Genomic DNA, 26,593 nt, shown 5'->3' with positions numbered 1-26,593 from the left:
ACGCCCACCGAGGAAAAGCTCCCTCCGACAAGCACGCCGGCAGGGGCCTGTGCTGGCCAAGCGGTGTGCTCAGCCCAGCGTTACGCGCGCGAACTTGCGCTTGCCGACCTGCACCACGTAGGTGCCCGCTTCGAGCTTGAGGCCCTTGTCGCTGACCACGCTGCCGTCCACGCGCACGCCGCCACCATCGATCAGGCGGCCCGCCTCGCTTCCAGAGGTCGCCAGATTGGCGGCCTTGAGCAGCGCGCCGATGCCCATGGGCGCGCCGGACAGGCTGAGTTCGGCAATTTCGTCGGGCACGCCGCCCTTGCTGCGGTTGTGGAAGTCCTGCTCGGCCGCCTCGGCCGCCGCTGCACTGTGAAAGCGCGTGGTGATCTCTTTGGCCAGCATGACCTTGGCGTCCTTGGGGTTGCGCCCGCCCGCCACCTCGGCCTTGAGCGCGGCGATCTGCGCCAGCGACTGGAAGGACAACAGGGTGAACCAGTCCCACATCAGCGTGTCGGAGATCGACAGCACCTTGGCGAACATGGTGTTGGGCTCTTCGGCAATGCCGATGTAGTTGTTTTTGGACTTGGACATCTTGTCCACGCCGTCCAGGCCCACCAGCAGCGGCATGGTGAGCACACACTGCGGCTCCTGGCCATATTCCTGCTGGAGATGGCGACCCATGAGCAGGTTGAACTTCTGGTCCGTGCCACCGAGCTCCAGGTCGCTCTTCAAGGCCACGGAGTCGTAGCCCTGCATCAGCGGGTACAGGAACTCATGCACCGAAATGGACTGGCCGGTGGTGAAGCGCTTGTGGAAGTCATCGCGCTCCATCATGCGTGCCACGGTGTACTTGGCCGCCAGCTGGATCATGCCGCTGGCGCCCAGGGGCTCGCTCCACTCGCTGTTGTAGCGGATCTCGGTGCGTGCCGGGTCCAGCACCAGGCTGGCCTGGCGGTAGTAGGTCTCGGCGTTGGCCTTGATCTGTTCGGGCGTGAGCGGCGGGCGCGTGCTGTTGCGGCCCGAGGGGTCGCCGATCAGGCTGGTGAAATCTCCGATCAGGAAGATCACCTGGTGGCCCAGATCTTGCAATTGCCGCATCTTGTTGAGCACCACCGTGTGGCCGATATGGATGTCGGGCGCCGTGGGATCCAGGCCCAGCTTGATGCGCAAGGGTGTTCCCGTGGCCTCCGAGCGCACCAGCTTCTTGACCCATTCGTCCTGCGGCAGCAGTTCCTGCACGCCGCGCAGCGAGATTTCAAGCGCCCGTCCTACACCATCGGAAACCGGGTTCGTTGTAACAGCAGATTGATTCATAAGGGTTTTTTGGGATGTCTATACAGCGCGCACCGCTATACTCCAGCCCACATTGCAGAGGCGGATTCTAATGGGCCCGCTGTTTCGACCCGCCTTGTGCCTTGTCGAATCGCTGCAAACAGACAGTCTGTGCGCCTTGCCTTGCCCCGTATTCACACCGGGGAAGTGCCAGGAGATCACTCTCACACTGGGGATAGACCTTTGATTCACGGCTTGACCACCGCCAGCGCGGCTTTGCTAGACCGACTGTCCCATAGCATCCAACAACACCCCAAGCACATCACCGCCGCCGTTGCAGCATTGCTGCTCACGGGCGGCGGTGGCGCATTTGCCGTGGCATCGTTCGCACCCGACCCTGCGGACATGCCGGTGCGCATGGTGAGCTACCCGGTGGAATCGCTGGCCGAGAACCTGGTGCTGGGCCAGCTCGATGCGCCCGGCTTCTCGCTGTTCCGCTCCGAACAGGTGCGCAGCAGCGACACCCCCGAATCGCTGCTGCAACGCCTGGGCATCGCCGACCCGGCCGCCGCCGCCTTCCTGCGCGGCGACAACACGGTGCGCCAGAACATGCTGGGCCGCACCGGCCGCGTCGTGTCGGCCGAAACCACCGACGACCACCGCCTGGTGCGCCTGACGGCCCGCTGGGTGCCCGACGACAGCGGCAACTTCCGCCGCCTGATCGTGGAGCGCGCGGGCGAGAAATTCAGCTCGCGTGTCGAGACCGCCAAGCTGACGACGAGCAGCCGCCTGGCCGGCGGCGTGATCAACAGCTCGCTGTTCGCCGCGACCGACGCCTCCAACATCCCCGACGCCGTAGCGGTGCAGATGGCCGAGCTGTTCTCGGGCAACATCGACTTTCGCCGTTCGCTGCGCAAGGGTGATCGCTTCTCGGTGGTCTATGAAACCCTGGAAGCCGACGGCGAGCCGCTGAGCAGCGGCCGCGTGCTGAGCGCCGAGTTCGTCAACAACAGCAAGACCCACCAGGCCATCTGGTTCCAGGAATCGGGTGCCTCCAAAGGCGCCTACTACACGCTGGACGGTGAAAGCATGCGCCGCGCCTACCTGACCTCCCCCGTGGAGTTCTCGCGCGTGACCAGCGGCTTCAAGATGCGCATGCACCCCATCCTGAAAACCTGGCGCGCCCACCTGGGCACTGATTTCGCGGCCCCCACGGGCACGCCTGTGCGCACCGTGGGTGACGGCGTGGTGGAGTTCTCCGGCGTACAAAACGGTTTCGGCAACGTGGTCTTCGTCAAGCACCGCAACCAGCATGTCACCGTGTATGCCCACCTGAGCCGCATCGACGTGCGCCAGGGCCAGTCGGTGGAGCAGGGCCAGACCCTGGGCGCCGTGGGTTCCACGGGCTGGGCCACCGGCCCGCACCTGCACTTCGAATTCCGCGTGAACGGCCAGCACCAGGATCCACAGACCATCGTGGCAGCGAGCGAAGCCGCCGCACCGGTGTCGGCCGCTGGCCGTCCGGCCTTTGAGCGCCTGGCTTCCAACATGCGCATCCAGCTGTCGGCTGCCGCGTTGATCGAACAAGCCAGCGCGGACTGACCTGCGACGCTGACAAGCCACCGGGCCATGTCCGAGCTGTACATCGGCCTGATGTCGGGCACCTCGCTCGACGGCATCGACGGGGTGCTGGCGGATTTCTCCGGCGCCCGCATGGTGGTCACCCACTATGCCAGCGCACCTTTCGACCCCGGCCTGCGGGCCGAATTGCTCGCCCTCAACACCTCTGGCAGCGATGAGCTGCACCGTGCCGCCCTGGCGGGCAACGGGCTGGCCCGCGCCTATGCGGGCGTAGTGAAGACTCTGCTGGAGCGCAGCGGGCTGGCACCCGGCGCGATCCGCGCCATCGGAGCCCATGGCCAGACCGTGCGCCACCGCCCGCAGGAGTTCGACGGCACAGGCTACACCCTGCAGTTGAACAACCCCTCCCTGCTCGCCGAGCGCACGGGGATTGCTGCGGTGGCCGACTTTCGCAGCCGCGACCTGGCAGCCGGGGGCCAGGGCGCACCACTGGTACCAGCCTTTCACCAGGGCGTGTTTGGCCGGCCGGGCGAGACCATGCTGGTGCTCAACATCGGCGGCATCTCCAACCTGAGCGTACTGGGTGCGGATGGCCGGGTGCTGGGCTTCGACTGCGGCCCCGGCAACGCGCTGATGGATTACTGGTGCCAGTTGCACACCGGGCAGGCATTTGACGCCGGTGGTGCCTGGGCCGCCAGCGGCCAGGTGCTGCCCGATCTGCTGGCCCTGCTGCGGCAGGAACCCTTCCTGCGCAAAGCGCCACCCAAAAGCACGGGGCGCGACCTTTTCAATCCCGACTGGCTCGCCAACCGCCTGGATGCCTTTCGCAGCGCCGCCCCGCAGGACGTGCAGGCCACGCTCACGGAGTTCACGGCGCTGGCCTGCGCCGAAGATGCCCGGCGCCATGGCGCGGCCGCCGCAACCCTGGCGGTCTGCGGCGGCGGCGCGCTCAATGACCACCTGATGGCCCGGCTGCAGGCCGCCTGCCCTGCCCTGCAGGTCGTCGCCACCGATGCGCTGGGCCTGCCCGCGCTGCAGGTGGAAGCCGCCGCCTTTGCCTGGCTGGCGCGCCAGGCGGTGAGTGGCCAGCCGGGCAACCTGCCCAGCGTCACCGGCGCCGCAGGGGGCCGCGTGCTAGGCGCCATCTACCCGGCCTGAGCGCTGGTGGGTCAGCCATGGTCTGCCGCGTCGGCCGTGGTCGCAGCCTTGCTGCTGGCCCGATCCTCTGGCGACAATTGCCAGAAGATGCCGGCCGAAGCCACCGTGATCAACCCCATGCAGGCAAACGTGGCCTGAAACGCCCAGAGCGTGTGACCCGCATCAGGGGGCTGGAAAAAGGCGGTGAAGGCTGCCAGCACCGCGCCCGCCGCTGCCACTCCCATGCCCATGGCCACCATCTGCACCATGGACAACAGGCTGTTGCCGCTGCTCGCATTGGCATGGTCCAGGTCCTTGAGGGTCACCGTGTTCATGGCCGTGAACTGCAGGGAGTTCACCGCGCCAAAGGCGGCCAGTTGCAGCACGTGCACCCACAGCGGCTGGGAGGGCGTGGCCAGCCCGAAGCTGGCCATGGTCACTCCTACGAGCAGGGTATTGCTAACCAGCACCTGCCGGTAGCCGAAGCGAGTGATCAGCGGGGTGGTGAAGCGCTTCATCGACATGCCGGCAATCGCCACCGGCAGCATCATCATGCCGGCCTGCATGGGCGAGTAGCCCATGGTGACCTGCAGCAGCAGCGGGATCAGGAAGGGCATGCAGGAACTGCCCAGGCGAGAGAACAGGTTGCCCAGCAGGCCGATGCGCAGGGTGTCGACCAAAAACAGCTGCGGCGAGAACAGGGGATCGGCCCGCCGCGCCGCATGCAGCCAGTAGGCCACCAGGCTGGCCAGGCCAAAGACCATCAGCACCAGCACGCTGGCCTGGCGCAGGCCCATGCTGGCCAGGCCATCCAGCGCCAAGGAAAGCGACACCATGCCGAAAGCCAGCATCAGGTAGCCCGCCAGGTCGAACCGGGGCACGAAGGTCACGGGCTCGCCCGGCATGAAGCGCAGCGTGGCGATGCACCCCACCAGCCCCACGGGTACGTTGATCAGGAAGATCCAGTGCCACGAGGCGGCCTCCACCAGCCAGCCGCCCAGCGTGGGGCCGATCAGCGGACCAATCAGGCCCGGAACAGCCACGAAGCTCATGGCCTGCAGGAACTGCTCGCGCGGGAAAGTGCGCAGCACCACCAGCCGCCCTACGGGCATCAGCAGCGCCCCGCCCAGACCCTGCACCACGCGCGCCGCCACCAACTGGGCGAGGCTCTGGGCCAGCGCGCAGCACACTGAGCCCAGCACGAACAGCACGATGGCCGAGAGGAAAACGCGGCGTGAACCGAAGCGGTCGGCCAGCCATCCCGAGGCCGGGATCAGCATGGCCATGGCCAGCGAGTAGGCCACCACCACCGACTGCATCTGCAGCGGGCTTTCGCCCAAGCTGCGCGCCATGGCCGGCAATGCGGTGTTGACGATGGTGGCGTCCAGCGTCTGCATGAAGAAGCCGATGGCCACCAGCCACAGGAGGACTTTGCGGGATTGTTCTTGCTGCATGCAGTGCCAGACTAAGAGGGAATCAGGAGCCCCAAATGAAAAGCCGCCCGAAGGCGGCTTGCTGCGAAGTGCGGTGCCGTGGGCACGGCCCCGCGTCCTCAGGCAGAGAAGCTGGAGCCGCAGCCGCAGGTGGTCGTGGCGTTGGGGTTCTTGATCACGAACTGGGCGCCCTGCAGGTCTTCCTTGTAGTCGATCTCGGCACCCACCAGGTACTGGTAGCTCATGGCGTCGATCAGCAGCGACACGCCATTCTTGGTCATGGTGGTGTCGTCTTCGTTCGTGATTTCGTCGAACGTGAAGCCGTACTGGAAGCCCGAGCAGCCGCCACCCTGCACGAAGACGCGCAGCTTGAGGTCTGGATTGCCTTCTTCCGCGATCAGGTCCGCCACCTTTGCTGCTGCACTGTCGGTGAACAGGATGGGGGTCGGCATTTCGGTCTGGATGTTTTCGGCAACTGCGCTCATGGGGAAACTCCGATTTTCAGGTTTGGAGCCAATACTACTGCAAAGCAGTCGGGGATTCAGGGGTCGCCGGCTTTGACGACAACTGCAGTGGGGGCTTTTCATCGGCCACCGCGGCCAGAGGGCACATCTGGCCGGTGATCATGGCGCCCTGGTGCATCTCCAGCGCCTTGTAGTGCACGTTGCCGGTGATGCGTGCCTTGGGCTGCAGCTCCAGCAGCTCGGCAGCATGCACCGGCCCGGTCACCGAGCCGTTGACGATCACATGGTCGGCATGCACCGCGCCCTCGACCCGGGCCGACTCTGAAATCACCAGAATGCTGGGCTGCTCGGTGCCCGAGCGGATGTCGCCCACCACCTCGCCATCGATGCGCATGCCCTCACCGAACAGCACATTGCCGTCGATGCGGGTGCCGTGGGCCACCAGGCTCTTGATCGGGGGCTGCTTTTTTCGGGAAAACATGGGCAAAACTCCTGGGTCAGGGACGACGACCCGCACGCGCCAAAGGCGCCGGCAGGCGGTCCATCCGCATCAAAAAAGAAAGGCAAGGCCCTGGCATCCTGCCCGCGCAGCGACAACGCGGCGGCGGCTGACGGCGGCTATTCGGCCGCCATGGCCATGGTCTGGGAGGTGCGCACAGTGCTGCCATCCAGCACCCGCGCGGTCACGGTTTTTACCACGGCATCGGGCGGCAGCGTCAACATGCCCTCCAGTCGCCGGTACTGGCGCAGTTGCAGGGCCGCGCTCTGGGGGAAGGTCTGGGTCCAGGGCTTGCCGTCCTGCGTGCCGGCCAGCACCAGTTCCAGCTTGCCGTTGAACTCGGGGGCGTTGCGGGCGGCCTGGATCACCAGCACCTGCCAGCGCAACTGCATGCCGCCCACGATTTCGGCATGCAGGCCGCGGATGGCCACGCCTTCGGCGCCGCCAGCGGGAATGAGGCGCTCGAAAAAGCCCAGGTCCTCGCGCAGCGTGCGGTTCTCGGCCTCGAGTTGCCGCACCTGCGTCATCAGGGTCTGCAAGGTGGCCCGGTCGGCCGTGAGGATGCTCTCGGCCGTCTGCGAGACGGCATGCTGGCGCTGGGTCTCTTCCACCAGCCGCGCCACCTCGCCGCGCAGCCGCACCAATTCCTCTCGGGCGCCGGATTCGAGCCCGGCGATGGACTTGCCGAACTCGAAGGCCCACAGCGCCACAGCGGCGCACAGCCCGAAGACCACCGCCAGCACCAGCCAGCGCACGGGCCAGGGCATGGCGCTGCGAATGGCCACCCGAGGGGCGCTGATGGTCAGCCGGCGGCGAAGAAGGCGAAAACGCATGGGAGGCGGAAACGGGTGCTCGAAAACGAAGAGCGCACCTTAAACGAAAAAACCGCCCGAAGGCGGTTTTTTTGCAGGGCAGTCCAGGCTTAACGCTTGGAGAACTGCTTGGCGCGGCGTGCGGAGTGCAGACCGACCTTCTTGCGTTCCACTTCGCGGGCATCGCGCGTCACGAAGCCGGCCTGGCTCAGTGCGGGCTTGAGCGTCGCGTCGTAGTCGATCAGGGCGCGGGTGATGCCGTGGCGGGCAGCGCCGGCCTGGCCGGACTCACCACCACCGTGCACATTGATCTGGATGTCGAAGGTTTCGACATGGTTGGTCAGTGCGAGCGGCTGCTTGGCGATCATGATCGAGGTTTCGCGGCCGAAATAGGACTGGATGTCCTTGCCGTTCACCGTGATCTTGCCAGTGCCTTTTTTCAGAAACACGCGGGCGACGCTGGACTTGCGACGGCCGGTGCCATTGTTCCATTCACCAATCATCTCAAGGCTCCTTAGATTTCCAGAGCCTTGGGCTGCTGGGCGGTGTGGGGATGCTCTGCACCGCCATACACCTTGAGTTTCTTGATCATTGCGTAGCCAAGGGGACCCTTGGGCAGCATGCCCTTGACAGCCTTTTCCAGCGCACGGCCAGGGTGCTTGGCTTGCATGTCGCGGAAGTTCGTGGCCGTGATACCGCCGGGGTAACCCGAGTGGCGGTAGTACACCTTGTCCAGGGACTTGGTGCCGGTGACCTTGAGCTGGGCGGCGTTGATGATGACGATGAAGTCACCGGTGTCGACGTGAGGCGTGTAAATGGCCTTGTGTTTGCCGCGCAAACGGAGAGCAACTTCGCTGGCTACTCGTCCGAGGACCTTGTCGGTCGCGTCAATCACAAACCACTCGTGCACGACCTCAGCGGGCTTGGCGCTGAAAGTAGTAGTCATGAGTTTTCTCTTCAAAAGAGGGTTTGGCGGGTCCTTTTCCACGGTCGGTGCTTCTCTGAAGGAAGCCTCTTAGGTGGCTGTAATTCCTCGCCGCGGGACCACAAAAGCGCTGCGAAGCCCTCGATTATACGAATTACCGGGCATGCGGCGCAAGCCATGCCTGGCGAAAACAACGCAAGGCTCGCGATTGCGCACCAAGCCGGCTCAGGGCGACTGGCGGCGGCGCGCCTCTTCGGCGTCGTAGCGGCGCTTGTTCTCCACACAAATAGCGGAGTTCACCTGAGAGGGCTTCTGGCATTCGTTGTGAATGCACATGGGCCGCGCCAGGAAGCTGGCGTCGGCGCACGCCTCCTGGGGCGATGGCACGCGCACTGGCGCCGGACGGGGGCGCTCCACCGGAGGCGGTGGTGGTGGCGGTGGTGGCGGCTCCTCATGGACCACGACGGGCGCAGGCGCCGGCTCGGAGGCCACGGCGCGCTTGGGCTTGGGCGCGGGCTTGACCACCACCACCGCAGAGGCGGCATCGGCCACGCCGGGCGTAGCGTCCGCAGGCGCGCTGGCCACCACGAACGCGGGTTCCGAGGCCGGCAACAGAACGGCCACCGCGTCGGACGCAGCGGGCGCCGGCTCGGCCATCTCGGTGATGATGTCGTCTGCGGGTGCGGTCTTCGGGCTGCGGCCTTGCGACCACCAGACCCCGGCGGCGGCCACGGCCAGCCCGGCTGCGCCGAGCACCAGCCACACCGGCATCAGGCCCGGCCGGCGGTCGGCACGTGCCGCCAGGGCTGCAGCGGCCCGCTCGGACTCCGTCAGTGCCGCACGCACCCGGCCTGCGGCACCACTGGCCTCGCCCCGGCCGTGGCGCGTTGCCTTGCGGTCATGGTCGGCCGTCACCAAGACCTCTGTGTCCGCAGGGTCCATGAAGACGGTGTCTGCCCCGCCCCGCTGGACGGTATCGGGGTATCCATCGGCAGCAGCGTCTTCGCCCGCCGCCTCCATCGCCTTGTTCGCCTGGGCCGCGATTTCGGCCACGATGGCGGGGGCCGCCGTCACATCCACCGTCGGGGTGAGCAGGCCGGGGCCGGGCTGGTCGGCGGGCTCCACCCAGATGTCGCCCAGGTCGGCGCGGAAATCGAAATGGTCCACGCCTTCCGGGGGTGCGGTCATTTCCATGAGCTGCAGGAAGGCATCGATGCTCTGGGGCCGGTCTTCCGGCTTGAGCGACAGCGCCTGCGAGACCGCCGCCACGAAGGCGGGCGAATATTCGACGCCCAGCTGCTTCTTGACGGTCTTGGCCACCCGCGAGAACGGCACCATGCGGTCCTTGATGGAGCGCAGGGTGGCCGGCAGGGGCGTGTCGTTGCACAGGCAGCCATGCACCACCGCACCCAGCGAATACAGGTCACTCCAGGGGCCTTGGCGCAGATCCTCGTCGCCTTCGGAGTACTGCTCGATAGGCGCGTAGTTCACCTTGAGCACTGCCGTGTGCTTGTGGTCCTTGTCGTTGATCGCATGGCGCGCTGCGCCCAGGTCCAGCAGCACCGGCGGGCCGCTGTCCTGCAGGAAGATGTTGTCGGGCGAGATGTCGCGGTGCAGGGTCTTGCCGTCGTGCAGCACGCGCAACGCCCCCAGCACCGACCACAGCAGCTTGCGCAGCCATTCCTCGGTGGGCGGCGTGCGCATCTGGGCGCGTGCCTGCTTGAAGGTCATGCCCGAATACAGCGGCATGACCATGTAGGCGGTGTTGTTGGCCTCCCAGAAACGAAACACCTTGACGAGCGAGGGGTGGTCGAACTGCGCCAGCAGCCGGGCCTCGCCCACGAACGATTCGAGGCCGGCGTGGAAGGTCTGCTGGTCCGATGACGAGCGCACCCACAGCGACTGCCCCTGCGCACGCCCGGCCAATGCCGACGGCATGTATTCCTTGATGGCCACCGCGCGGTGCAGGGAATGGTCGAACGCCTTGTAGACCATGCCAAAACCGCCCACGCCCAGCAGCGCCAGGATTTCGAACTCGGCCAGCCGCGTTCCAGGCGGCAGCGCATCGACATGGCTGACGGCACTGGCAGGAGCAGGAGCAGAGGTTTCGATCATTGTGCGAAAAAGCTGGGCGGAAAGGCGGCCGGGACGGGGGTCAGGAAACTGCTGCGAGGGGCCGCCCCGCGGCACCAGCGATCATGATGCATGACAGCCGGGGCATTGAAACAAAAAGCCACCCATCTGCCAAAAACGTCACGCAGGAGCCTCCCAGCACGCAATTCTGCCCTGTCCTGCATTGTCCGTGCCACCCTGTGGCGGCTGAAAGCCCCGATTGACGGATCCGCCGCCGAAATATCAGCCCGGGCGCTGACACTCGTTACCATTGGGGCATGTTCAGTTACCGCCACGCCTTCCATGCAGGCAACCACGCCGACGTGCTCAAGCACACGGTGCTGATTGCTGCCCTGCAACACCTTGTCGAGAAAGATGCGGCCCTGACCGTGCTGGACACCCATGCCGGCGCAGGCCTGTACCGGCTGGACGGCGACTATGCCAACACCAGCGCCGAATCGGCCGACGGCATCGCCCGGCTGATCGCTCCGGGCGTTCCCGCGCTCCAGCCGGCCCTGCAGGCCTATCTGGACATGGTACGCGCCTTCAACCAGGGGGCGGCCACGCGGGTCTACCCCGGCTCGCCCTTCATCATCCAGCGCCTGCTGCGCGAGCGTGACAAGCTCAAGCTGTTCGAGCTGCACCCGACCGACCTGCGCGCGCTGGCAGGCAACGTGGCCCAGCTGGAGGCTGGCCGCCAGGTGGCCGTGCTGCACGAGGACGGGTTCGAGGGCATCAAGAAGTTCCTGCCCCCGCCTGCGCGGCGCGCGCTGGTGCTGTGCGACCCCAGCTACGAGATGAAGAACGACTACGGCAAGGTGCTCGACATGGCGGCGGATTCGCTCAAGCGCTTTGCCACCGGCACCTATGCGTTCTGGTACCCGATCATCCCGCGCCCGGAAGCCCATGACCTGCCACGCCGCTTGAAGACCCTGGCCACCAAGGCGGGCAAAAGCTGGTTGCATGCCACGCTGACCGTCAAGTCCAGCAAGATCACCGAAAATGCCGCCGGCGACGTCAAGCGCCCCGGCCTGCCGGCCAGCGGCATGTTCCTGATCAACCCGCCCTTCACGCTCAAGGCAGCGCTCAAGGAAGCCCTGCCCCAGATGACCGAGCTGCTGGCGCAGGACAAGAACGCCACCCACACGCTGGAATCCGGCGGATAAAGAGAACCAGAACCGCTTCGCGCAGCAGCGCTCGCTCAGGGAGAACGCCGCAAGCGCGGAAGCACGGCACGTGCGCCGCGACCGCTGTTGGCAGCTGGTGCGCCCGCTTCATCGGCTTCAGGGGAGGCCAAACGCTGCAGGAGGTTCTCCAGGGGAGCGGGCGGGCAGGTGACCGCATCTGCGCCCAAGGGAAAGACGTCCACGGCCTTGAGCCCCAGGCTGTGCAACCCCAGGGCCATCGCCGCGCCACGGCTCAGGTCCACGATGCGGTTGGCCACGTGCGGGCCCCGGTCGTTGACCCGCACCACCACGCCCTTGCCCGTCTCCCGGTTGCGAACGCAGATGCGGGTGCCGAATGCCAGCGTGCGGTGCGCCGCCGTCATGGCGTTCATGTCGAACAGCTCGCCGCTGGCCGTGCGCCGCCGGTGAAAGCGCTGGCCATACCACGAGGCCAGCCCCGTTTCCAGAGGACTCTCGTCCGCATCGGGGGAGTCGTCTTCTTCGTCGTCGTTCATCTCCGCCGTATCAGACGGCAGGGTGGGATAGGAAGGCACGGCACTCCCGTTGCGAAGCGGCAATACCTCTGCCGGGTCGGCTGGCAGCTTGAGGCCGCTGCCTGTTGCACCATCCAGGCGCAAACCCGCTTCCTCGCCCCATGCGGATGGCCACCACAGCAGGCAGGCCACCACAGCGCAGGCGATCCCTCGCAAGAAATCAGCGCTTGCAGCGCGCAAGAAACGCCTCTTCAAAGCGTTTCAGGTCGCCCCGCTCGCCCTCGGTGAGGTCGGTCCGGGCGCGCTTGGCGTTCAGGATGCGCTGCGATTCTGCACATTGCTGGACCTGGCGGGCATCCTGCTGGCGCGCCGCGTCGGCTGCCGCCTGGGCAGACTGTTCCTCGTCGCGGCGCTGGCGGTCGCCGGAGCGCCGCTCGTCGTACATGCGGCGCGACGCATCGCGCTCTTCCTCGCTGCAGTCGCGGCGGTACTCGCGCTGCATGCCCTGCACCACGTCGGGTGCGATCTTGCGCGAATAGGCGTTGCGGATGTTTTCGTCCAGCGAGCGGCAGCGCCCGCTCATGTAGCTGTAGTGGTCCGGCACGTCGGGCGCCGTGCGCACCACCGTGGGACGGGAGGGCTGGCTGTACGAATAGGAAGACGGAGCAGGTCCGGCCTCCACCGTCCGGGTGGTGCTGCCACTCGGGCACGGGCGCGACAGGCTGTAGTCATTGCCATTGCCATCCCGGCAGTGGTAGCGCGTCTGCGCTCCCACGTCGGACACACCAAGCCCGCCCAAAAGGGACAGCATCACCGCAAATACAACCTTCATGGCGCACCAGAAAAATGAAACAAAGGGTACGGATATTACCGTTTCGGCCCGGTTACAGCACCAGCCGGCGGCAAATTTCGAGCGTGGCGGCACTCTGGTTCATGGTGTAGAAGTGCAGCGCCGGCACCCCCTCGCTGCGCAACCTGTCGCACAGATCCGTCACCACGTCGAGGCCAAAGGCCTTGATGCTGGCCGTGTCGTCGCCGAAGGCCTGCAGGCGCAGGCGGATCCAGCGCGGGATCTCGGCGCCGCAGGCATCCGAGAAGCGCATGAGCTGGGTGGAGCTGGTGATCGGCATGATGCCGGGCACCACCGGAATGCTGGCACCCAGGCGGTGCACGTCGTCCACGAAGCGAAAATAGGCATCCGCGTTGTAGAAATACTGGGTGATGGCCGCGTCGGCACCCGCCTGCACCTTGGCCAGGTAGGCCTTGAGGTCGGCTTCCGGCGAGCGCGCTTGGGGGTGCACCTCGGGGTAGGCGGCCACTTCGATGTGAAAGTCGCGCCCCGTCTCGGCCCGGATGAAGGCCACGAGGTCGCTGGCGTACTGGAACTCGCCACCCGCGCCATAGCCGCTGGGCAGGTCGCCGCGCAGCGCCACCAGGCGCTTGACGCCCATGGCCTTGAGCTGGGCCAGCTCTTGGCGCACCGATTCGCGCGTGGCGCCAATGCACGAGAAATGCGAGGCCGCAGGCACTCCTTCGGCGAGGATCTCGCGCACGGCGCCGAAGGTGCCCTCCTGCGTGGAGCCGCCCGCACCATAGGTGACGGAGCAGAACTCGGGGCTCAGCGCATACAGCTGCTGGCGCTCGGCGCGCAGCTTGTCAGCGCCTGCCGGCGTCTTGGTGGGAAAGAATTCGAGGCTTACCGGAAAGCCGGTGGCCTGCGCCTTGGCTGCATTCATGCGGCCCTCCTCGCAAAAACAAAGAATTCACGGTTGCCATCGCCCCCGCTGATGGGGCTGTCCAGCCAGGCCTGCACCGTGAGGCCCAGACCAGCACAGCAGTCGCGGATGCGCTGCTCGACCACCGCGTACAGGGATTCGTCGCGCACGATGCCGCCCTTGCCCACCTGGCCGGGCTGCAGTTCGAACTGCGGTTTGACCAGCATCAGCAACTGCCCATCCGGCGCGAGCAGCGGCACCAGCGCGGGCAGCACCAGCGTGAGCGAGATGAACGACAGGTCGCCCACCACCAGGCCGAAGCTGGGGGTGGTGTCCACCTGCTCGTAACCCGCACGGCGGCGCAGCCCGGTTCGGGGCGTGGCCTGCGGGCCTGCCGGAGCAGCACCCTTGGCAGCGTCCGCCTCGATGTCGTCGTCGCTCACATCGTCGCTGTCGTCGTAGTCGGTGACCTCGCCATCGCCCGACATCCAGCGGTACGGGTTTTCGGGCTGCACATCGTCGTCTGCCACCGCGCCGCCCACCGGGTCCGAGATCGCCTGCTCGCAGGCTTCCTTGAGCAGCTGCGCGGTGATCGATCGCGCATTCAGCCCTTCCACGCAGACCACGCGCACGTCGCTGCGCAGGCTCTCGTGCAACTGGGCCTGGCCCACGTCCACGCCGATCACCTGCACCGCGCCCTGCTGCAACAGGCAGTCGGTGAAACCGCCGGTGCTCTGGCCCACGTCCAGGCAGCGCAGCCCGGTGACGGACAGGCCCACCGCCTTGAGCGCGCCTTCGAGCTTGAGCCCGCCGCGCGAGATGTACTTCACCTCCGCGTCGTCGAGCAGCCGCAACTCGGCCACCGAGGGAATCTCGTCACCGTTCTTGGCCACCTTCTGCCATGGCGACAGCGGCGACAGGCGCCACTCCACCCCTGCGGTGATCAGGCGCTGTGCCTGCGACCGTGTGGTCGCATGGCCGGATTCCACCAAAAAAACATCTGCGCGCATGCGTCACTCTCTCACCCGAGGGCAATGGATTTCAGGGCCTCGAGGGCACGAAGGCATTCACCTCCACCGGCGCCCTGCCCTTTCGGGCAAGAGCGTGCAGCGGCAGCAGCCGATCAGTAGCGGTAGGTGTCAGGCTTGTAAGGGCCTTGCTTGGACACGCCGATGTAGGCGGCCTGCTCGTCGGACAGCTCGGTCAGCATGGCGCCGACCTTCTTCAGGTGCAGGCGGGCCACCTTTTCGTCGAGGTGCTTGGGCAGCACGTAGACCTGGCCGTTTTCGTAGCGGTCCTTGTGCATGAACAGCTCGATCTGGGCGATGGTCTGGTTGGCAAACGAGCTGGACATCACGAAGCTCGGGTGGCCCGTGCCGCAGCCCAGGTTCACCAGGCGGCCCTTGGCCAGCAGGATGATGCGCTTGCCGTCCGGGAAGATCACGTGGTCCACCTGGGGCTTGATTTCTTCCCACTCGTACTGTTCGAGCGACGCGACCTGGATCTCGTTGTCGAAGTGGCCGATGTTGCAGACGATGGCCTGGTCCTTCATGGCCTTCATGTGGTCGTGGGTGATCACGTCCTTGTTGCCGGTGGTGGTGACGAAGATGTCGGCCTTGTCGGCGGCGTACTCCATGGTCACGACCTTGTAGCCTTCCATCGCGGCCTGCAGGGCGTTGATGGGGTCGATCTCGGTCACCCAGACCTGGGCCGACAGGGCACGCAGGGCCTGGGCGCTGCCCTTGCCCACGTCGCCGTAGCCGGCCACGCAGGCCACCTTGCCGGCGATCATCACGTCGGTGGCGCGCTTGATGCCGTCCACCAGCGACTCACGGCAACCGTACAGGTTGTCGAACTTGCTCTTGGTCACCGAGTCGTTGACGTTGATCGCGCGGAACAGCAGCGTGCCCTTGGCCGACATTTCCTTGAGGCGGTGCACACCCGTGGTGGTTTCTTCGGTCACGCCGATGATCTGGGCGCTCTTGCGGGTGTACCAGGTCGGGTCCACGGCCAGCTTGGCCTTGATGGAGGCGTACAGGCAGGTTTCTTCTTCGCTGGTGGGGTTGTCCAGCAGCGAGGCATCCTTCTCGGCGCGCTGGCCCAGGTGCATCAGCAAGGTGGCGTCACCGCCGTCATCCAGGATCAGGTTGGGGCCTTCGCCTTCGCTGCCGGCAGGCCCGAAGTCGAAGATGCGGTGGGTGTAGTCCCAGTATTCGGCCAGGGTTTCGCCCTTGATGGCGAACACGGGCGTGCCGTTGGCGGCAATCGCGGCAGCCGCATGGTCCTGTGTGGAGAAGATGTTGCACGATGCCCAGCGCACGTCGGCGCCCAGGGCCTGCAGGGTTTCGATCAGCACGGCGGTCTGGATCGTCATGTGCAGGCTACCGGTGATGCGGGCGCCCTTGAGCGCCTGCTGGGCAGCGAATTCCTCGCGGATGGCCATGAGGCCGGGCATCTCCGTTTCGGCGATGCGAATTTCCTTGCGGCCCCAGGGGGCCAGGCCGATGTCGGCAATGATGCAGTCGGTGTTGACCGGGGCGTTGACGCGTGCGTTCATGAGGGTGTGCTCCAAAGCATGTTTGAAAAACCACTTGCCGCGCAGGGATGAGATGAAAAGCTCACCACACGAGAAGTGGATGAGCGTCGTTGCTAGATGACTCCGAGCCTCACGCCCCGCCAATGCTGGGGACGCTGCAACGCTCCTCGGATGTGCGCATTATATGTAAAAGGCCCGGGCACAGGCGCTTACAGAACGACGACGTGGCCCAATTGCGGATCGATGCGTCCGGCATGCAGGTCTTGCACCAGCGCCTGCGCCGCCGCAAAACCCTGGTGCTCCTGCACCTGCATCCAGGGTTGGCGGGCATCGCTGATGCGGTCGATGAAGGCGCGCTGCGCGGCGTTGAACTTCTGGTTCACCACCTCCGGGCCCCAGTCGGCATTGCGCTTCTTGATCTGCACCGGCGCGAAGTAGAACGCGGGAGCGGGCCCGGCCAGCGCGGTATCGCGCAGGAAATGCGTGTTCTGGGCCGAGCCAGCGTAGCAGTCGTAGACCAGCGCATCGCCTAGGTGGTGGTGCACCCGCGCGCGCAGGTCCTCGTCACCCGAAAAGTCCACGTACAGCGTGGGCACGGCTGTATCCAGCGCCTCCAGTTCGCCATAGGCTGCGGTGCGGTCGTAGCACCCCAGGCCCTGCACGAAGGCGCTGTTGCGTGGCGAGGTGAGTGCCACCCGCTCGATGCCCTCCAGACCCTGCAGACAGAACGCGGTGCCGAAGGCCGTCTTGCTCGATGCGCTGGAGAACACCAGGCGCTCTGCACCGAAGAATGCGTTGTCCGCAAGGAAGTCCGCCAGCATGAACGAGGTGATGAACAGCGGCCGCACCAGCATCTGGTAGTGCTCGTCGGCGGCCCGGTAGGCCGGATCGGCGCTGGTGCGCGTGTACTGGTTGTAGGCCGAGGTCAGGCCCTGGCGGTGCTCCGCACCGTCGTAGAAGCCCCGCGCCGTCACGCGAACGGGCTGCATGCGCAGGTGGCTGGCGATCGGCCAGTAGCCGTAGAAGCGCTCGCCCACGGCCACGCCCTCCACGTCGGAAGCCACCACCTCGGCGAAGCCCCAGACCGGCATGTGGCCCCAGCCGGCCTCGCCGGTGGGAAAGAAGTCCCAGTATTTCATGGCATCGCCGAAGGCGGCGTAGGTGATGTTGTTGGTCGTGACGGCCACGCGGTCCACGCGCAACAGGGCCTCGCCGGGCTGCAGTGGCGCCAGGGGCGATTGCACGGCGCGGGTGTGATTCAATGCATTCTTGTCGGTCAACAGGCGGGTCTGCATGGTCATGGTGTGTCTCCGGGTCGGGTGTGAAAATGCGCTGCGGTCACTGTATGGCGCCCTGCCCTGCAGCGGGTTCGGAAACCGATGAAGGCCCCGCCCGCCAGCCCCGCAGCGGCTGCCAGGCCGTTGAAAAGGCCACGCCAGGCCCGCGCCCGCTTCACCGTGCAGGCCATCTACGACGCCTTTGTTCGGATTTGGCAGCGCGACGGCTGGGACAAGCTCACCACGCGCAACGTGGCGCTGGAAACCGGCATCGCCGTGGGCACGCTCTACGACTACTTCCCCAACAAGACCGCCCTGCTCTCGGGCTATGTGCGCCACTGCCTCGAAGCCCTGCTCGCCGCCATCGAGCGCGAGGCCGTGCAGCCCGCCGGCCTGCCCTGGGAGGAACGCATCCACCACCTGGTGCGCCTGGTCTGCGGCGTGGATGCGCCCGGGCTGCCCACCTTCCACCCCGACATGCTGGCGCTGGAAGGTGCCATGGCCGAGCCGCACCACCACCGCCGCGCCCACGAAGAGCTGGCTGCGGCCTGGGGCCGTGTGTTCGCCGCCTGCACCGACCTGTCCCACCCACCGGGCCCCGACCTCCAGCAGGCCCTGCACCTGTCGGCCTGGGGCGGGCGGCGCTATGTGCTGCTGCTCCAGCTGGATCCGGCGGCCATGCGGCAATGGGCCGATGGCGTAGAGCAGTTGTGCTGCGCAGCCATCTTGCAGGCCGCGAATCCGCCGCGCTGAACCTGTCACCTGCGCGGCTGCTGCGCTTGGCCTGGCACTCCACACTGGCGCCCTCACAGAAGAAGGAGCACCCCATGGACCCGAAGGACAAGGTCATCATCGTCACCGGCGGCGCCAGCGGCATCGGCCGCAGCATTGCGCGGCGTTTTGCACAGGAGGGCGCCCGTGCCGTGGTCGTGGCCGACCTGCACCTGGAGGCGGCCCAGGCCGTGGCCGACGAGATCGGGGGCCTGGCGGTGCGCTGCGACGTTGCGCGCGAGGCCGACATCCAGGCCCTGGTGGCTACCACGCGCGAACGCTACGGCCGCGTGGACGCCTACATCTCCAACGCCGGCATCCTGGGCCGCCCGGGCGGCATCGAGCTCGAAGACCCGCTGTGGGACGCCATGTGGAACATCCACGGCATGGCCCATGTCTGGGCGGCCCGCGCCGTGGTGCCCGAGATGGTGGAGCGCGGCGAGGGCTTCTTCCTCATCACGGCCTCGGCGGCCGGGCTGCTGACCATCGTTGAATCCGCCCCCTATGCCGTCACCAAGCATGCGGCCGTGGCCTTTGCCGAGTGGCTGCGCATCGCCTACGGCCGCAAGGGCGTGGGTGTCGCCTGCCTGTGCCCGCAGTCGGTGCAGACCGCCATGGTCACGGGCGATGGCGGCTCGGCCTCGCACGACGGCATCCTGCCGCCCGAACAGGTGGCGGGCGACGTGCTGGCCGCCATGCAGGACGGGCGCTTCCTGGTGCTGCCCCATCCCGAGGTGGCGCAGTACTTCCGCAACAAGGGCCAGGACTACGAGCGCTGGCTGGGCGGCATGCAGAAGATGTATGCGCGCCACACCCAGGCACAAGTGGCCTGAGGGGCGGCCGCAGGGGGACGGGGCGCCGGCCCGGTAAAATCGGCAGATCCGGGCGCCCCATGGGCCGCCCCACCGATTGCCGCAGCGTGCGTGCTGCCCACCCCTCTCCTGGAATTCCCCTGTGTCCTACGCCCCCGAAACCCGGCGCCGCCGCACCTTTGCCATCATTTCCCACCCCGACGCGGGCAAGACCACGCTGACCGAAAAGCTGCTGCTGTTCTCGGGCGCCATCCAGATAGCCGGCGCCGTCAAGGGCCGCAAGGCCAGCCGCCATGCCACGTCGGACTGGATGGAGATCGAAAAGCAGCGCGGCATCTCGGTGGCCTCCTCGGTCATGCAGATGCTGTACCGCGAGCATGTGATCAACCTGCTCGACACCCCCGGCCACAAGGACTTCTCGGAAGACACCTACCGCGTGCTCACCGCCGTGGACTCGGCGCTGATGGTGATCGACGCGGCCAACGGTGTGGAAGCGCAGACGCGCCGCCTGATCGAGGTCTGCCGCCAGCGCGACACGCCCATCATCACCTTCGTGAACAAGATGGACCGCGAAGTGCGCGACCCGCTGGACATCATGGACGAGGTCGAGCGCGAGCTGGGCATGCCCTGCTGCCCCATGACCTGGCCCGTGGGCCAGGGCAAGGCCTTCGGCGGCATCATCAACCTGCGCACCAAGACCATGACGGTGTTCGAATCCGGCAGCGAGCGCCGCCCGCAGGACTTCGAGGCCATCCCGTTGTCGGACGAGACCAACCTGCGCGCGCGCTTCGGCGCCGAGTTCGACGCTGCGCTCGAAAGCATGGAGCTGGCCGTGGGCGCATCGCCCGCGTGGGACCACGAGGCCTTCCTGGCCGGCAAGCTGACGCCCGTGTTCTTCGGCTCCGGGGTGAACAACTTCGGGGTGATGGAGGTGCTCGATGCCCTGGTGGACATGGCGCCGCCCCCCGGCCCGCGCGTGAGCACGCTGCAGGTGAACAAGCAGCCCGTGGTCAAGACCATCCAGCCCGAGGACGAGGGCTTTGCCGGCGTGGTCTTCAAGGTGCAGGCCAACATGGACGCCAACCACCGCGACCGCATCGCCTTTGTCCGAGTGGCCTCGGGCCGGTACACCCCGGGCATGAAGCTCAAGGTGCAGCGCACCGCCAAGGAGCTGCGCCCGACCTCGGTCGTGACCTTCATGTCCCAGCGCCGCGAGGCGGTGGAAGAGGCCTACGCGGGCGACATCATCGGCTTCACCACGCACGGTGGCGTGCAGCTCGGCGATACCATCACCGATGGCGCCAACCTGCAATTCACCGGCCTGCCGTTCTTCGCGCCCGAGCTGTTCATGACCGTGATCCTCAAGAACCCGCTGCGCACCAAGCAGCTCCAGCAAGGCCTGGCCCAGCTGGGCGAGGAAGGCGCCATCCAGGTCTTCAAGCCCGACGTGGGCGGCCCCATGCTGCTGGGCGCCGTGGGCCAGCTGCAGTTCGAAGTGGTGCAGCACCGCCTGCGCGCCGAGTACGACGCCGACGTGCGCCTGGAAGGCTGCCAGTACACCGGCGCCCGCTGGATTACCGCTGACAGCCCGGCCGACCTGCGCGCCTTCACCGACGCCTACCCCATGCGCCTGTCGCACGATGCTGCCAATGCCCTGGCCTACCTGTGCACCTCGCCCTACGACGTGCGGCTGGCGCAGGAGCGCTTTCCCAAGATCCACTTCCACCCGCTGCGCGAACACGCCGGGCTGAGCCTGGGCAGCGCGGGCTGAGCCTCTTCCTCCCAGCCATCTCCCGGCCATCATCCCTCCCATGCGGCACGCCCAGCCCCCGACAGCACGGCCTGCGCTCCGAGGGAGGGCGGCAGGCCTGCTGCGGCGGTTCATGCTCCTGGTCGCACTGGGACTGGGCGGCACCCTGGCCGTGGCAGACCCTCCCCGCAGCGGCGCCAGGCAGCCCGCTGGGCCACGCGCGGAAATCCCGCTCGTCCAGGACATTCTGAACATGCCGGTCGGCGACCCGCCCGTCGAGTCCATGCACTGGCCCCAGGCGCTGGAGGCATTGAGCCGTCCCCGCGAAGCCGCCGCCCTGCGCCAGGCCCTGCTGCTGCGCTGGCTGGCCAGCCTGCAGCCGGCAGGCAACTTCGCCCCAGCGACCGAAACCCTGGGCCAGGCCATCGAGTCCGTCGGTTCACCAGACAGCACTGCCCGCGCCCGCGATGCCAAGGCCTGGTGGAACGCCCTGCTGGCTCGACAGCTGCGCATCGCACTGCCCGAGGCCAGCGCGCCATTGCCTGACGAGATCGGCAGCCTGCGGGAGCGCCTGGTGAGCCTGCGCCCCGGCGTCTGGGCACTGCGCGACAACGCCAGAGTACCCACCGCCAGCCCGGCCCCAGGCGTGGCACCAGCACCCGGCGTCTTCGCCCTGGTGGAACTGCGCAACACTGGCAGCAGGGCGCTGGCCGTGGGCCCGTTCGAACTCGAACTGCTGCCGGAGCGGGCTGCGGCCCAAGCCGCCACACCCGCCTGGTCGATGGCCTGCGAGACTCCCCGCTACCAAGCCAAAGCCGCCCTGGCGCCCGACCAGACCCTGCCCTACCTGTGCCGCGGTCCGGCGCTGCAAGCTGCCGCAGGGGATGCGGGCGCGGTGCTCCTCGCCGCCCAGCAGCAGGGGCGGCTGCGCATCCGGTCCGACGCGCTCGACAGGGAATCCGAGCGCAACGCGATCGTTACCGCGCTCGCGCAGCCCCGGCAGGACGCGCTGCGCAGCTTTCTGGCCGCCAATGCGTCGTGCGAGCAACGCGGAACCTGCGCCGCACAAGCCCGCGAGGCCCGGGCGCGCGCGGCCAAGGCGGCCTCCGCAAGCCAGGCCCGCGAACGCGAGCGCTGGGCCGCCCTGAAATGGTGGGGGGCCCTCCTCGCCGGTGCTGCGGTGTATGTCGCCATGGCCCGCTACATCAGCGTAGCGGCCGCCTCGGTCGCCCTGTTCATTGCGCTGGCCATCCCGGCCTACCATGTCTTCCAATCGGCGCGTACCATGAACACGGCCGACAACTGGGGCGGCTTTGTCGTGATCCCGATGATGGGCCTGGCCATCCTGGTTCCCATCGTGGTGCCGCCCATTGCAGCCTGGATCTACCGCACCGCCACCAACCGCCAGGACCGCCGCCGGACCCTTCTGTCGATCGGCTACTTCGTGGTCACTGTCCTCGCCTTCGCCTTGATCAACCGCATCCTGGACCTGCTGTTCTGACCGGGCTAAGCCGGTCCCATTTTTTGCTCCCGCCTTCATGCATCCCCTGACCCACTGGCACATTGCAGCCACACCCCCTTTGCTGGGGGTCTTCACCGACATCGACGACACGCTGACGACCGACGGCGCCATCACGCCCGATGCGCTGGAGGCGCTGGGCGCGCTGCGCGCCGCTGGCCTGCACGTTATCCCCATCACCGGGCGCCCCGTGGGCTGGAGCGAACCCTTTGCGCTGAGCTGGCCCGTCGATGCCATCGTGGCCGAAAACGGCGCCGTGGCGCTGCGCCGCATGGAGGGGCTGCACGGCCCGGAATTGGCCAAGGCCTACCAGCAGGACGCGCCCACCCGCACGGCCAACTACGCCCGCATGCAGGAGGTGCTGGCGCAGATCGAGCGCGAGGTACCGGGTGCAGGCCGCGCTACCGACTCCCCGGGCCGCGAGACCGACATCGCCATCGACCACAGCGAGTTCACCCAGCTGCCACAGGGCGCCATCGACGCCGCCGTGCAGCGCATGCGCGCGGCCGGCATGAATGCGACGGTGAGCAGCATCCACATCAACGGCTGGTTCGGCGCACACAACAAGCTTGAGGGGGCACGCTGGATCGTGCGCGAACTGTTCGGCCGCGACCTTGATGCCGAGATGGACCGCTGGGTCTACGTGGGCGATTCGACCAATGACCAGCTCATGTTCCAGCACTTTGCGCACAGCGTGGGCGTGGCCAACATCGCGCGCTTCGTGCCGCAGTTGGCCCACCTGCCGCGCTACGTGACCGAGGGCGAACGTGGTGCCGGCTTTGCCGAGGTGGCGCAACGCATCCTCGCAGGGATGGCCGCCACCGCCTGACTGGCCAGGCCGCAGCGCAAATGTCCCGGCGCAACACCTTCGCTTTGGCATGGCTCGCCATGGGGGCAGGCGCCTTGGGCGTCTACCTGCTCACGACCCAGTACACGCCGGCCCGCTTTTCCGTGCGCGTGGGCGGCCAGGAGGTGCACGACCGCAGCACCGGCCTGACCTGGCGCCGCTGCCCTGAAGGCATGCCATGGACCGGCGCAGGCTGCACGGGCGAGCCCCAGTCCTTCACCCAGATCGAAGCGGCGGAACACGCCGCTCAGCAGGCAGGCTGGCGCCTGCCCACGGTGCGTGAACTGCACACGCTGGTGGACGAAGCGCGCAGCCACCCCGCCATCGACACCGAAGCGTTTCCCGATACGCCCCCCACATGGTTCTGGAGCGCAAGCCAGGCCAACAGCCGCATCACCCACGCCTGGCTGGTGCACTTCGGCGAAGGCCGGGCCAACATGGCACTCAAGCTGAACCACATGCCGGCACGCCTCGTGCGGCGCTGAAGATCTACAGGGTTTTGCTCAGCGTGACGATCACGCGCGACTTGTTGACGGGGCCGAAGAAGTCCTTCTTGTTGGCGCCGACCACGGCAGCGCCCAGCGACAGGCCCGAGCCGAAGTCATAGGCACCGCCGACGCTGTAGTCGATGTAGTTGGGGGCCACGATGTCGCCAGCGAAGCGCGTGTAGCCCACTGCGGCCTTGAGCATGACCTTGGGCATCACTTCCTGGGCGAACGCCAGGTTCAGGTAGCCGGTGTTGCGGCCCTTGAAGCCAGGACCGGCGTAGGCGAAGTAGTCCTTGGACAGGGTGTGCGAGTACTTCGCAGTCACGGGGCCGAAGGTGGCGGCGCCATAGACTTCGGTGGTGTTGCCGTTGCTGTTGCCGGGGTAGATGTAGGTCAGCAGGCCCACGTCCAGGTCGGCGCCGCCGGCCTTGAACTTGTAGCCGCCGTAGATGTCGGACTCGATGGAGTTGCCGGAAAGCCAGTCGACGCTGGAATTCCAGTTGCCGACGTAGAAACCGGACTCGCCGAAGGCGTAGTCGAAGCCGCCCTGGATCGCGGGCTTGATGGCCCGGGCCTTCGAGACATCCTGGTCCTGGCCACGGAACTTGTAGTTCGAGGTCAGGCTGACGTTGCCGGTGAGCTGGGCACTGGCCAGCAGGGGAAACGCGGCCAGGAGGGCAACAGCGAAAGGGGTGCGGGGAAATTTCATGGCTTGCAATCAAACGCAGATGGACAGGGGTTCGAGCGTAGGCAGTCACCCATAAAGACCGCATAAAAACTTCGGTGCCTGGCGTAAAGCTTTTGCCAGAAATGCCGCCCAGCCGCCCGCGCGTACGCACCGCCATGCGATGCAATGGCAAGATCGTTGCCATCCCCCTGCGCCCGGAGCCGACATGCTGATCAACTGCGTTGTCTATGAAAACGGAACCAAGCTTGCCGACATTCCCGTCAGCGAGATCGGCGAGCACATCGCCTTGCCCAATTGCTTCGTCTGGGTGGCCCTGCACGATGCGACCGAGCAGGAACTGGCCGAGCTGCAGCAGGCCTTCCACCTGCACCCGCTGGCCATCGAGGACGCCCAGCATGGCCACCAGCGGCCCAAGGTGGAGGAGTACGGCGACTCGCTCTTCGTGGTGCTGCACCTGCTGGAGATTGATGGCCTGAACGCCACGCCGCCGCGCATCGGCGAGCTCAATGTCTTCGTGGGCAGGAACTACGTGATCTCGGTACGCAACCGCAGCGAGCAAGGTTTTGTCGACGTGCGCCAGCGCTGCGAGCGCGAACCCGAACTGCTGGCCACCGGGCCCGGCTTCGTGCTCTACGCTCTGATGGATGCGGTGGTGGACCGCTATTTCCCCGTCATTGACGCGCTCGAAGTCGAGCTGGAAACCATCGAGCAGCAGATCTTCTCGTCCCAGGGCGAGGCGCGCGGCAGCGTGCAGCGACTGTACGCGCTCAAGCAGCGGCTGACGGTGCTCAAGCATGTAGTGGCACCGCTGCTGGAGAGCGCGGGCAGGCTGCACGGCGGGCGCGTACCGCAGCTGTGCAGCGCCTCGCAGGACTACTTCCGCGACGTGGTGGACCACCTGGGCCGCATCAACGCCTCCATCGACTCCATCCGCGACTCCATCGGCACAGCCATCCACGTGAACCTGTCGATGGTGACCATCGAGGACGGCGAGGTCGTCAAGCGCCTGGCCGCCTGGGCCAGCCTGTTCGCGGTGTGCACGGCCTTCGCCGGCATCTGGGGCATGAACTTCGAGCACATGCCCGAGCTCAAGTGGCGCTATGGCTATGCGGCGGCCCTGGCCGCCATCGCCAGCGCCTGCGGCTACCTGTACTACCGGTTCCGCAAGGCCGGCTGGCTCTGACCCTTTCTGCGCCAAGCGCGCAGGAAAGGGGCCGAAGCCGCCGCCTTCGGGTCAGGAGGGCTTGGCCAGACCCAGCTTCTCGACCAGCGCCTTCTCGCGCGCGAAGGTTTCCTGCGCAAACTTCTGGTAGGCCGAGGTACTCATGTACATGGGCACCATGTCGTAGCGGGCCAGGGCCGTGCGGTAGCTCTCCTGCTCCATGGCCTTCTTGAAGGCGTCGTGCAGGCGCTTGACCACTGCGTCGGGCGTGCCCTTGGGCGCGCCGATGCCGAACGGCGAGTTCTGCACCAGGTTGAGCCCCAGCTCCTTGAGCGTGGGCGCATCGGGGAACTTGGCCAGGCGCTCGGCCCCCCAGGTGTTGAGCACGCGCAGCTTGCCCGCCTCCACCTGCGGCGCAAAGCCCGTGGAGTCGGCCGCCGCCATGATCTGCCCGCCCAGGATGGACTGCATCAGATCGGCGCTGCCCTTGTAGGGCACGTGCAGCAGTTCCAGCCCCAGTTGCTGGGCGATGAGCTCCATGGTCAGGTGAGGGCTGGTCATGGTGCCGGTGGAGCCGTAGCTGAGCTTGCCGGGATTGGCCTTGGCCCAGGCCACGAAGTGCGTCCAGGTCTTGAGCTGCGAGTCGGCGGGCACCACCAGGCCGAAGGCGTAACCCGTCACATTGAGCACGTAGGCGATGTCCTTGACCGGGTCCCAGTTGATCTTGGTGGTGTAGGGCAGGCGGAACACACCGAGCGGAATCTGCGCCACGGTGTAGCCATCGGGCGCCGCGCTTTGCAATTGCTGCGCGGGCAGCGTGCCACCGGCACCGGGCTTGTTTTCCACGATCACGGGCTGGCCCAGGATCTTGCCGGCGCTGTCAGCCAGGGAGCGCATGGTGATGTCGGTGGGCCCGCCCGCAGGAAAGGCGATCACGAGCTTGATCGGCTTGTTCGGAAAGCTCTGGGCACGGGCCAGCAAAGAGGCGGGTGCGGCCACTGCGGCGGCACCCCACTGGATGATCTGGCGGCGGCGTTGCATGGTGGGATCCTTGGAAGACATAGATCCCTGCATTGGACTGCACTCCCGCCTGCATGGGCATGCAGGAAACTCCCTAGCTCCTGTCACCAATGAGGCACTCCCCT

General features: G+C 66.8%; 26 protein-coding genes and 1 riboswitch. Of the genes, 10 read left to right on the top strand and 16 right to left on the bottom strand.

Annotation, left to right across the window (positions count from 1 at the left end):
- Positions 1-69: 69 nt before the first annotated feature.
- Positions 70-1,302 carry a tyrosine--tRNA ligase gene (gene tyrS / locus QYL93_RS03585; protein ID WP_305742372.1) on the bottom strand — a complete coding sequence of 411 codons (1,233 nt, stop codon included), beginning with the start codon at positions 1,300-1,302 and terminating at the stop codon, positions 70-72.
- Positions 1,303-1,503: 201 nt separating this feature from the next.
- On the opposite strand from tyrS, the gene QYL93_RS03580 reads away from it, so the two are divergent.
- Complete coding sequence (locus QYL93_RS03580) at positions 1,504-2,862, top strand: M23 family metallopeptidase (protein WP_305742371.1); 1,359 nt, start codon at positions 1,504-1,506, stop codon at positions 2,860-2,862.
- A 27-nt stretch (positions 2,863-2,889) separates the two neighbouring features.
- Positions 2,890-3,999, top strand: coding sequence for an anhydro-N-acetylmuramic acid kinase (locus QYL93_RS03575; RefSeq protein WP_305742370.1), 1,110 nt, complete (start codon positions 2,890-2,892; stop codon positions 3,997-3,999).
- Positions 4,000-4,010: 11 nt separating this feature from the next.
- Here the strand turns inward: QYL93_RS03575 and mdtD are convergent, their stop codons facing one another.
- From mdtD to QYL93_RS03540, 7 genes are all read right to left on the bottom strand, one after another.
- On the bottom strand, positions 4,011-5,432 hold the full coding sequence (gene mdtD, locus QYL93_RS03570; protein WP_305742369.1) for a multidrug transporter subunit MdtD: 1,422 nt from the start codon (positions 5,430-5,432) through the stop codon (positions 4,011-4,013).
- Between the two features lie 98 nt (positions 5,433-5,530).
- Positions 5,531-5,896 (bottom strand): iron-sulfur cluster insertion protein ErpA, encoded by a 366-nt coding sequence (gene erpA / locus QYL93_RS03565; RefSeq protein ID WP_305742368.1) that lies wholly within the window; start codon positions 5,894-5,896, stop codon positions 5,531-5,533.
- Between the two features lie 34 nt (positions 5,897-5,930).
- Positions 5,931-6,356, bottom strand: coding sequence for a polymer-forming cytoskeletal protein (locus QYL93_RS03560; protein WP_179683366.1), 426 nt, complete (start codon positions 6,354-6,356; stop codon positions 5,931-5,933).
- 137 nt (positions 6,357-6,493) lie between these two features.
- Positions 6,494-7,207: a DUF6776 family protein gene (locus tag QYL93_RS03555; protein WP_305742367.1), complete on the bottom strand. Its 714-nt coding sequence runs from the start codon at positions 7,205-7,207 to the stop codon at positions 6,494-6,496.
- An 89-nt stretch (positions 7,208-7,296) separates the two neighbouring features.
- Positions 7,297-7,689, bottom strand: coding sequence for a 30S ribosomal protein S9 (rpsI, locus tag QYL93_RS03550; RefSeq protein ID WP_007856955.1), 393 nt, complete (start codon positions 7,687-7,689; stop codon positions 7,297-7,299).
- A gap of 11 nt (positions 7,690-7,700) precedes the next feature.
- Positions 7,701-8,132: a 50S ribosomal protein L13 gene (gene rplM, locus QYL93_RS03545; RefSeq protein ID WP_056414298.1), complete on the bottom strand. Its 432-nt coding sequence runs from the start codon at positions 8,130-8,132 to the stop codon at positions 7,701-7,703.
- 204 nt (positions 8,133-8,336) lie between these two features.
- Complete coding sequence (locus QYL93_RS03540) at positions 8,337-10,226, bottom strand: serine/threonine-protein kinase (protein WP_305742366.1); 1,890 nt, start codon at positions 10,224-10,226, stop codon at positions 8,337-8,339.
- A 275-nt stretch (positions 10,227-10,501) separates the two neighbouring features.
- On the opposite strand from QYL93_RS03540, the gene QYL93_RS03535 reads away from it, so the two are divergent.
- Positions 10,502-11,389, top strand: a complete 888-nt coding sequence (locus QYL93_RS03535) for a 23S rRNA (adenine(2030)-N(6))-methyltransferase RlmJ (RefSeq protein ID WP_179683363.1) — start codon at positions 10,502-10,504, stop codon at positions 11,387-11,389.
- A gap of 35 nt (positions 11,390-11,424) precedes the next feature.
- Here QYL93_RS03535 and QYL93_RS03530 read toward each other — a convergent pair whose 3' ends face one another.
- From QYL93_RS03530 to QYL93_RS03505, 6 genes are all read right to left on the bottom strand, one after another.
- Positions 11,425-11,943 (bottom strand): septal ring lytic transglycosylase RlpA family protein, encoded by a 519-nt coding sequence (locus QYL93_RS03530; protein ID WP_370876933.1) that lies wholly within the window; start codon positions 11,941-11,943, stop codon positions 11,425-11,427.
- A 160-nt stretch (positions 11,944-12,103) separates the two neighbouring features.
- Entirely contained in the window at positions 12,104-12,715 is a 612-nt protein-coding gene (locus tag QYL93_RS03525) for a hypothetical protein (RefSeq protein WP_305742365.1), read from the bottom strand.
- A gap of 52 nt (positions 12,716-12,767) precedes the next feature.
- A complete protein-coding gene (gene metF / locus QYL93_RS03520) occupies positions 12,768-13,619 on the bottom strand; it encodes a methylenetetrahydrofolate reductase [NAD(P)H] (RefSeq protein ID WP_305742364.1) in 852 nt (283 codons plus the stop codon).
- Positions 13,616-14,608, bottom strand: a complete 993-nt coding sequence (locus QYL93_RS03515; protein ID WP_305742363.1) for a TlyA family RNA methyltransferase — start codon at positions 14,606-14,608, stop codon at positions 13,616-13,618. Before QYL93_RS03515 ends, metF begins: the two co-directional genes overlap by 4 nt.
- Before the next feature lie 113 nt (positions 14,609-14,721).
- Positions 14,722-16,155 carry an adenosylhomocysteinase gene (gene ahcY / locus QYL93_RS03510; RefSeq protein ID WP_305742362.1) on the bottom strand — a complete coding sequence of 478 codons (1,434 nt, stop codon included), beginning with the start codon at positions 16,153-16,155 and terminating at the stop codon, positions 14,722-14,724.
- Between the two features lie 74 nt (positions 16,156-16,229).
- Positions 16,230-16,308, bottom strand: a riboswitch (S-adenosyl-L-homocysteine riboswitch).
- Between the two features lie 35 nt (positions 16,309-16,343).
- The gene (locus QYL93_RS03505) at positions 16,344-17,435 is read right to left on the bottom strand and encodes a DUF2855 family protein (protein ID WP_305742361.1); all 1,092 of its coding nucleotides are present in this window, start codon (positions 17,433-17,435) and stop codon (positions 16,344-16,346) included.
- 78 nt (positions 17,436-17,513) lie between these two features.
- Between QYL93_RS03505 and QYL93_RS03500 the strand changes: the two genes are divergently transcribed.
- The 6 genes from QYL93_RS03500 to QYL93_RS03475 all read left to right on the top strand — a co-directional run bounded on the left by QYL93_RS03500 (position 17,514) and on the right by QYL93_RS03475 (position 23,595).
- Positions 17,514-18,164, top strand: coding sequence for a TetR/AcrR family transcriptional regulator (locus tag QYL93_RS03500; protein WP_305742360.1), 651 nt, complete (start codon positions 17,514-17,516; stop codon positions 18,162-18,164).
- Between the two features lie 74 nt (positions 18,165-18,238).
- On the top strand, positions 18,239-19,015 hold the full coding sequence (locus QYL93_RS03495; protein ID WP_305742359.1) for an SDR family oxidoreductase: 777 nt from the start codon (positions 18,239-18,241) through the stop codon (positions 19,013-19,015).
- Positions 19,016-19,136: 121 nt separating this feature from the next.
- A complete protein-coding gene (locus QYL93_RS03490; protein WP_057269135.1) occupies positions 19,137-20,765 on the top strand; it encodes a peptide chain release factor 3 in 1,629 nt (542 codons plus the stop codon).
- 112 nt (positions 20,766-20,877) lie between these two features.
- Positions 20,878-22,245 carry a hypothetical protein gene (locus tag QYL93_RS03485; protein WP_305742358.1) on the top strand — a complete coding sequence of 456 codons (1,368 nt, stop codon included), beginning with the start codon at positions 20,878-20,880 and terminating at the stop codon, positions 22,243-22,245.
- Positions 22,246-22,282: 37 nt separating this feature from the next.
- Positions 22,283-23,092 (top strand): HAD-IIB family hydrolase, encoded by an 810-nt coding sequence (locus QYL93_RS03480; RefSeq protein WP_305742357.1) that lies wholly within the window; start codon positions 22,283-22,285, stop codon positions 23,090-23,092.
- A gap of 20 nt (positions 23,093-23,112) precedes the next feature.
- Entirely contained in the window at positions 23,113-23,595 is a 483-nt protein-coding gene (locus QYL93_RS03475) for a DUF1566 domain-containing protein (protein ID WP_305742356.1), read from the top strand.
- Between the two features lie 4 nt (positions 23,596-23,599).
- Here the strand turns inward: QYL93_RS03475 and QYL93_RS03470 are convergent, their stop codons facing one another.
- Entirely contained in the window at positions 23,600-24,307 is a 708-nt protein-coding gene (locus tag QYL93_RS03470) for a TorF family putative porin (RefSeq protein ID WP_305742355.1), read from the bottom strand.
- 184 nt (positions 24,308-24,491) lie between these two features.
- Here QYL93_RS03470 and QYL93_RS03465 point away from each other — a divergent pair, with 184 nt between their 5' ends.
- Complete coding sequence (locus QYL93_RS03465) at positions 24,492-25,469, top strand: magnesium and cobalt transport protein CorA (protein WP_305742354.1); 978 nt, start codon at positions 24,492-24,494, stop codon at positions 25,467-25,469.
- Between the two features lie 51 nt (positions 25,470-25,520).
- On the opposite strand, the gene QYL93_RS03460 is transcribed toward QYL93_RS03465, so the two are convergent.
- Positions 25,521-26,489 carry a tripartite tricarboxylate transporter substrate binding protein gene (locus QYL93_RS03460; RefSeq protein ID WP_305742353.1) on the bottom strand — a complete coding sequence of 323 codons (969 nt, stop codon included), beginning with the start codon at positions 26,487-26,489 and terminating at the stop codon, positions 25,521-25,523.
- Between the last annotated feature and the right edge of the window lie 104 nt (positions 26,490-26,593).

It is taken from the genome of Acidovorax sp. A1169 (assembly GCF_030704685.1).
Lineage (GTDB): Bacteria > Pseudomonadota > Gammaproteobacteria > Burkholderiales > Burkholderiaceae_C > Acidovorax.
The sequence above is the reverse complement of the archived record's forward strand: the minus strand, read 5'-3'. Positions and strand labels throughout refer to the sequence as shown.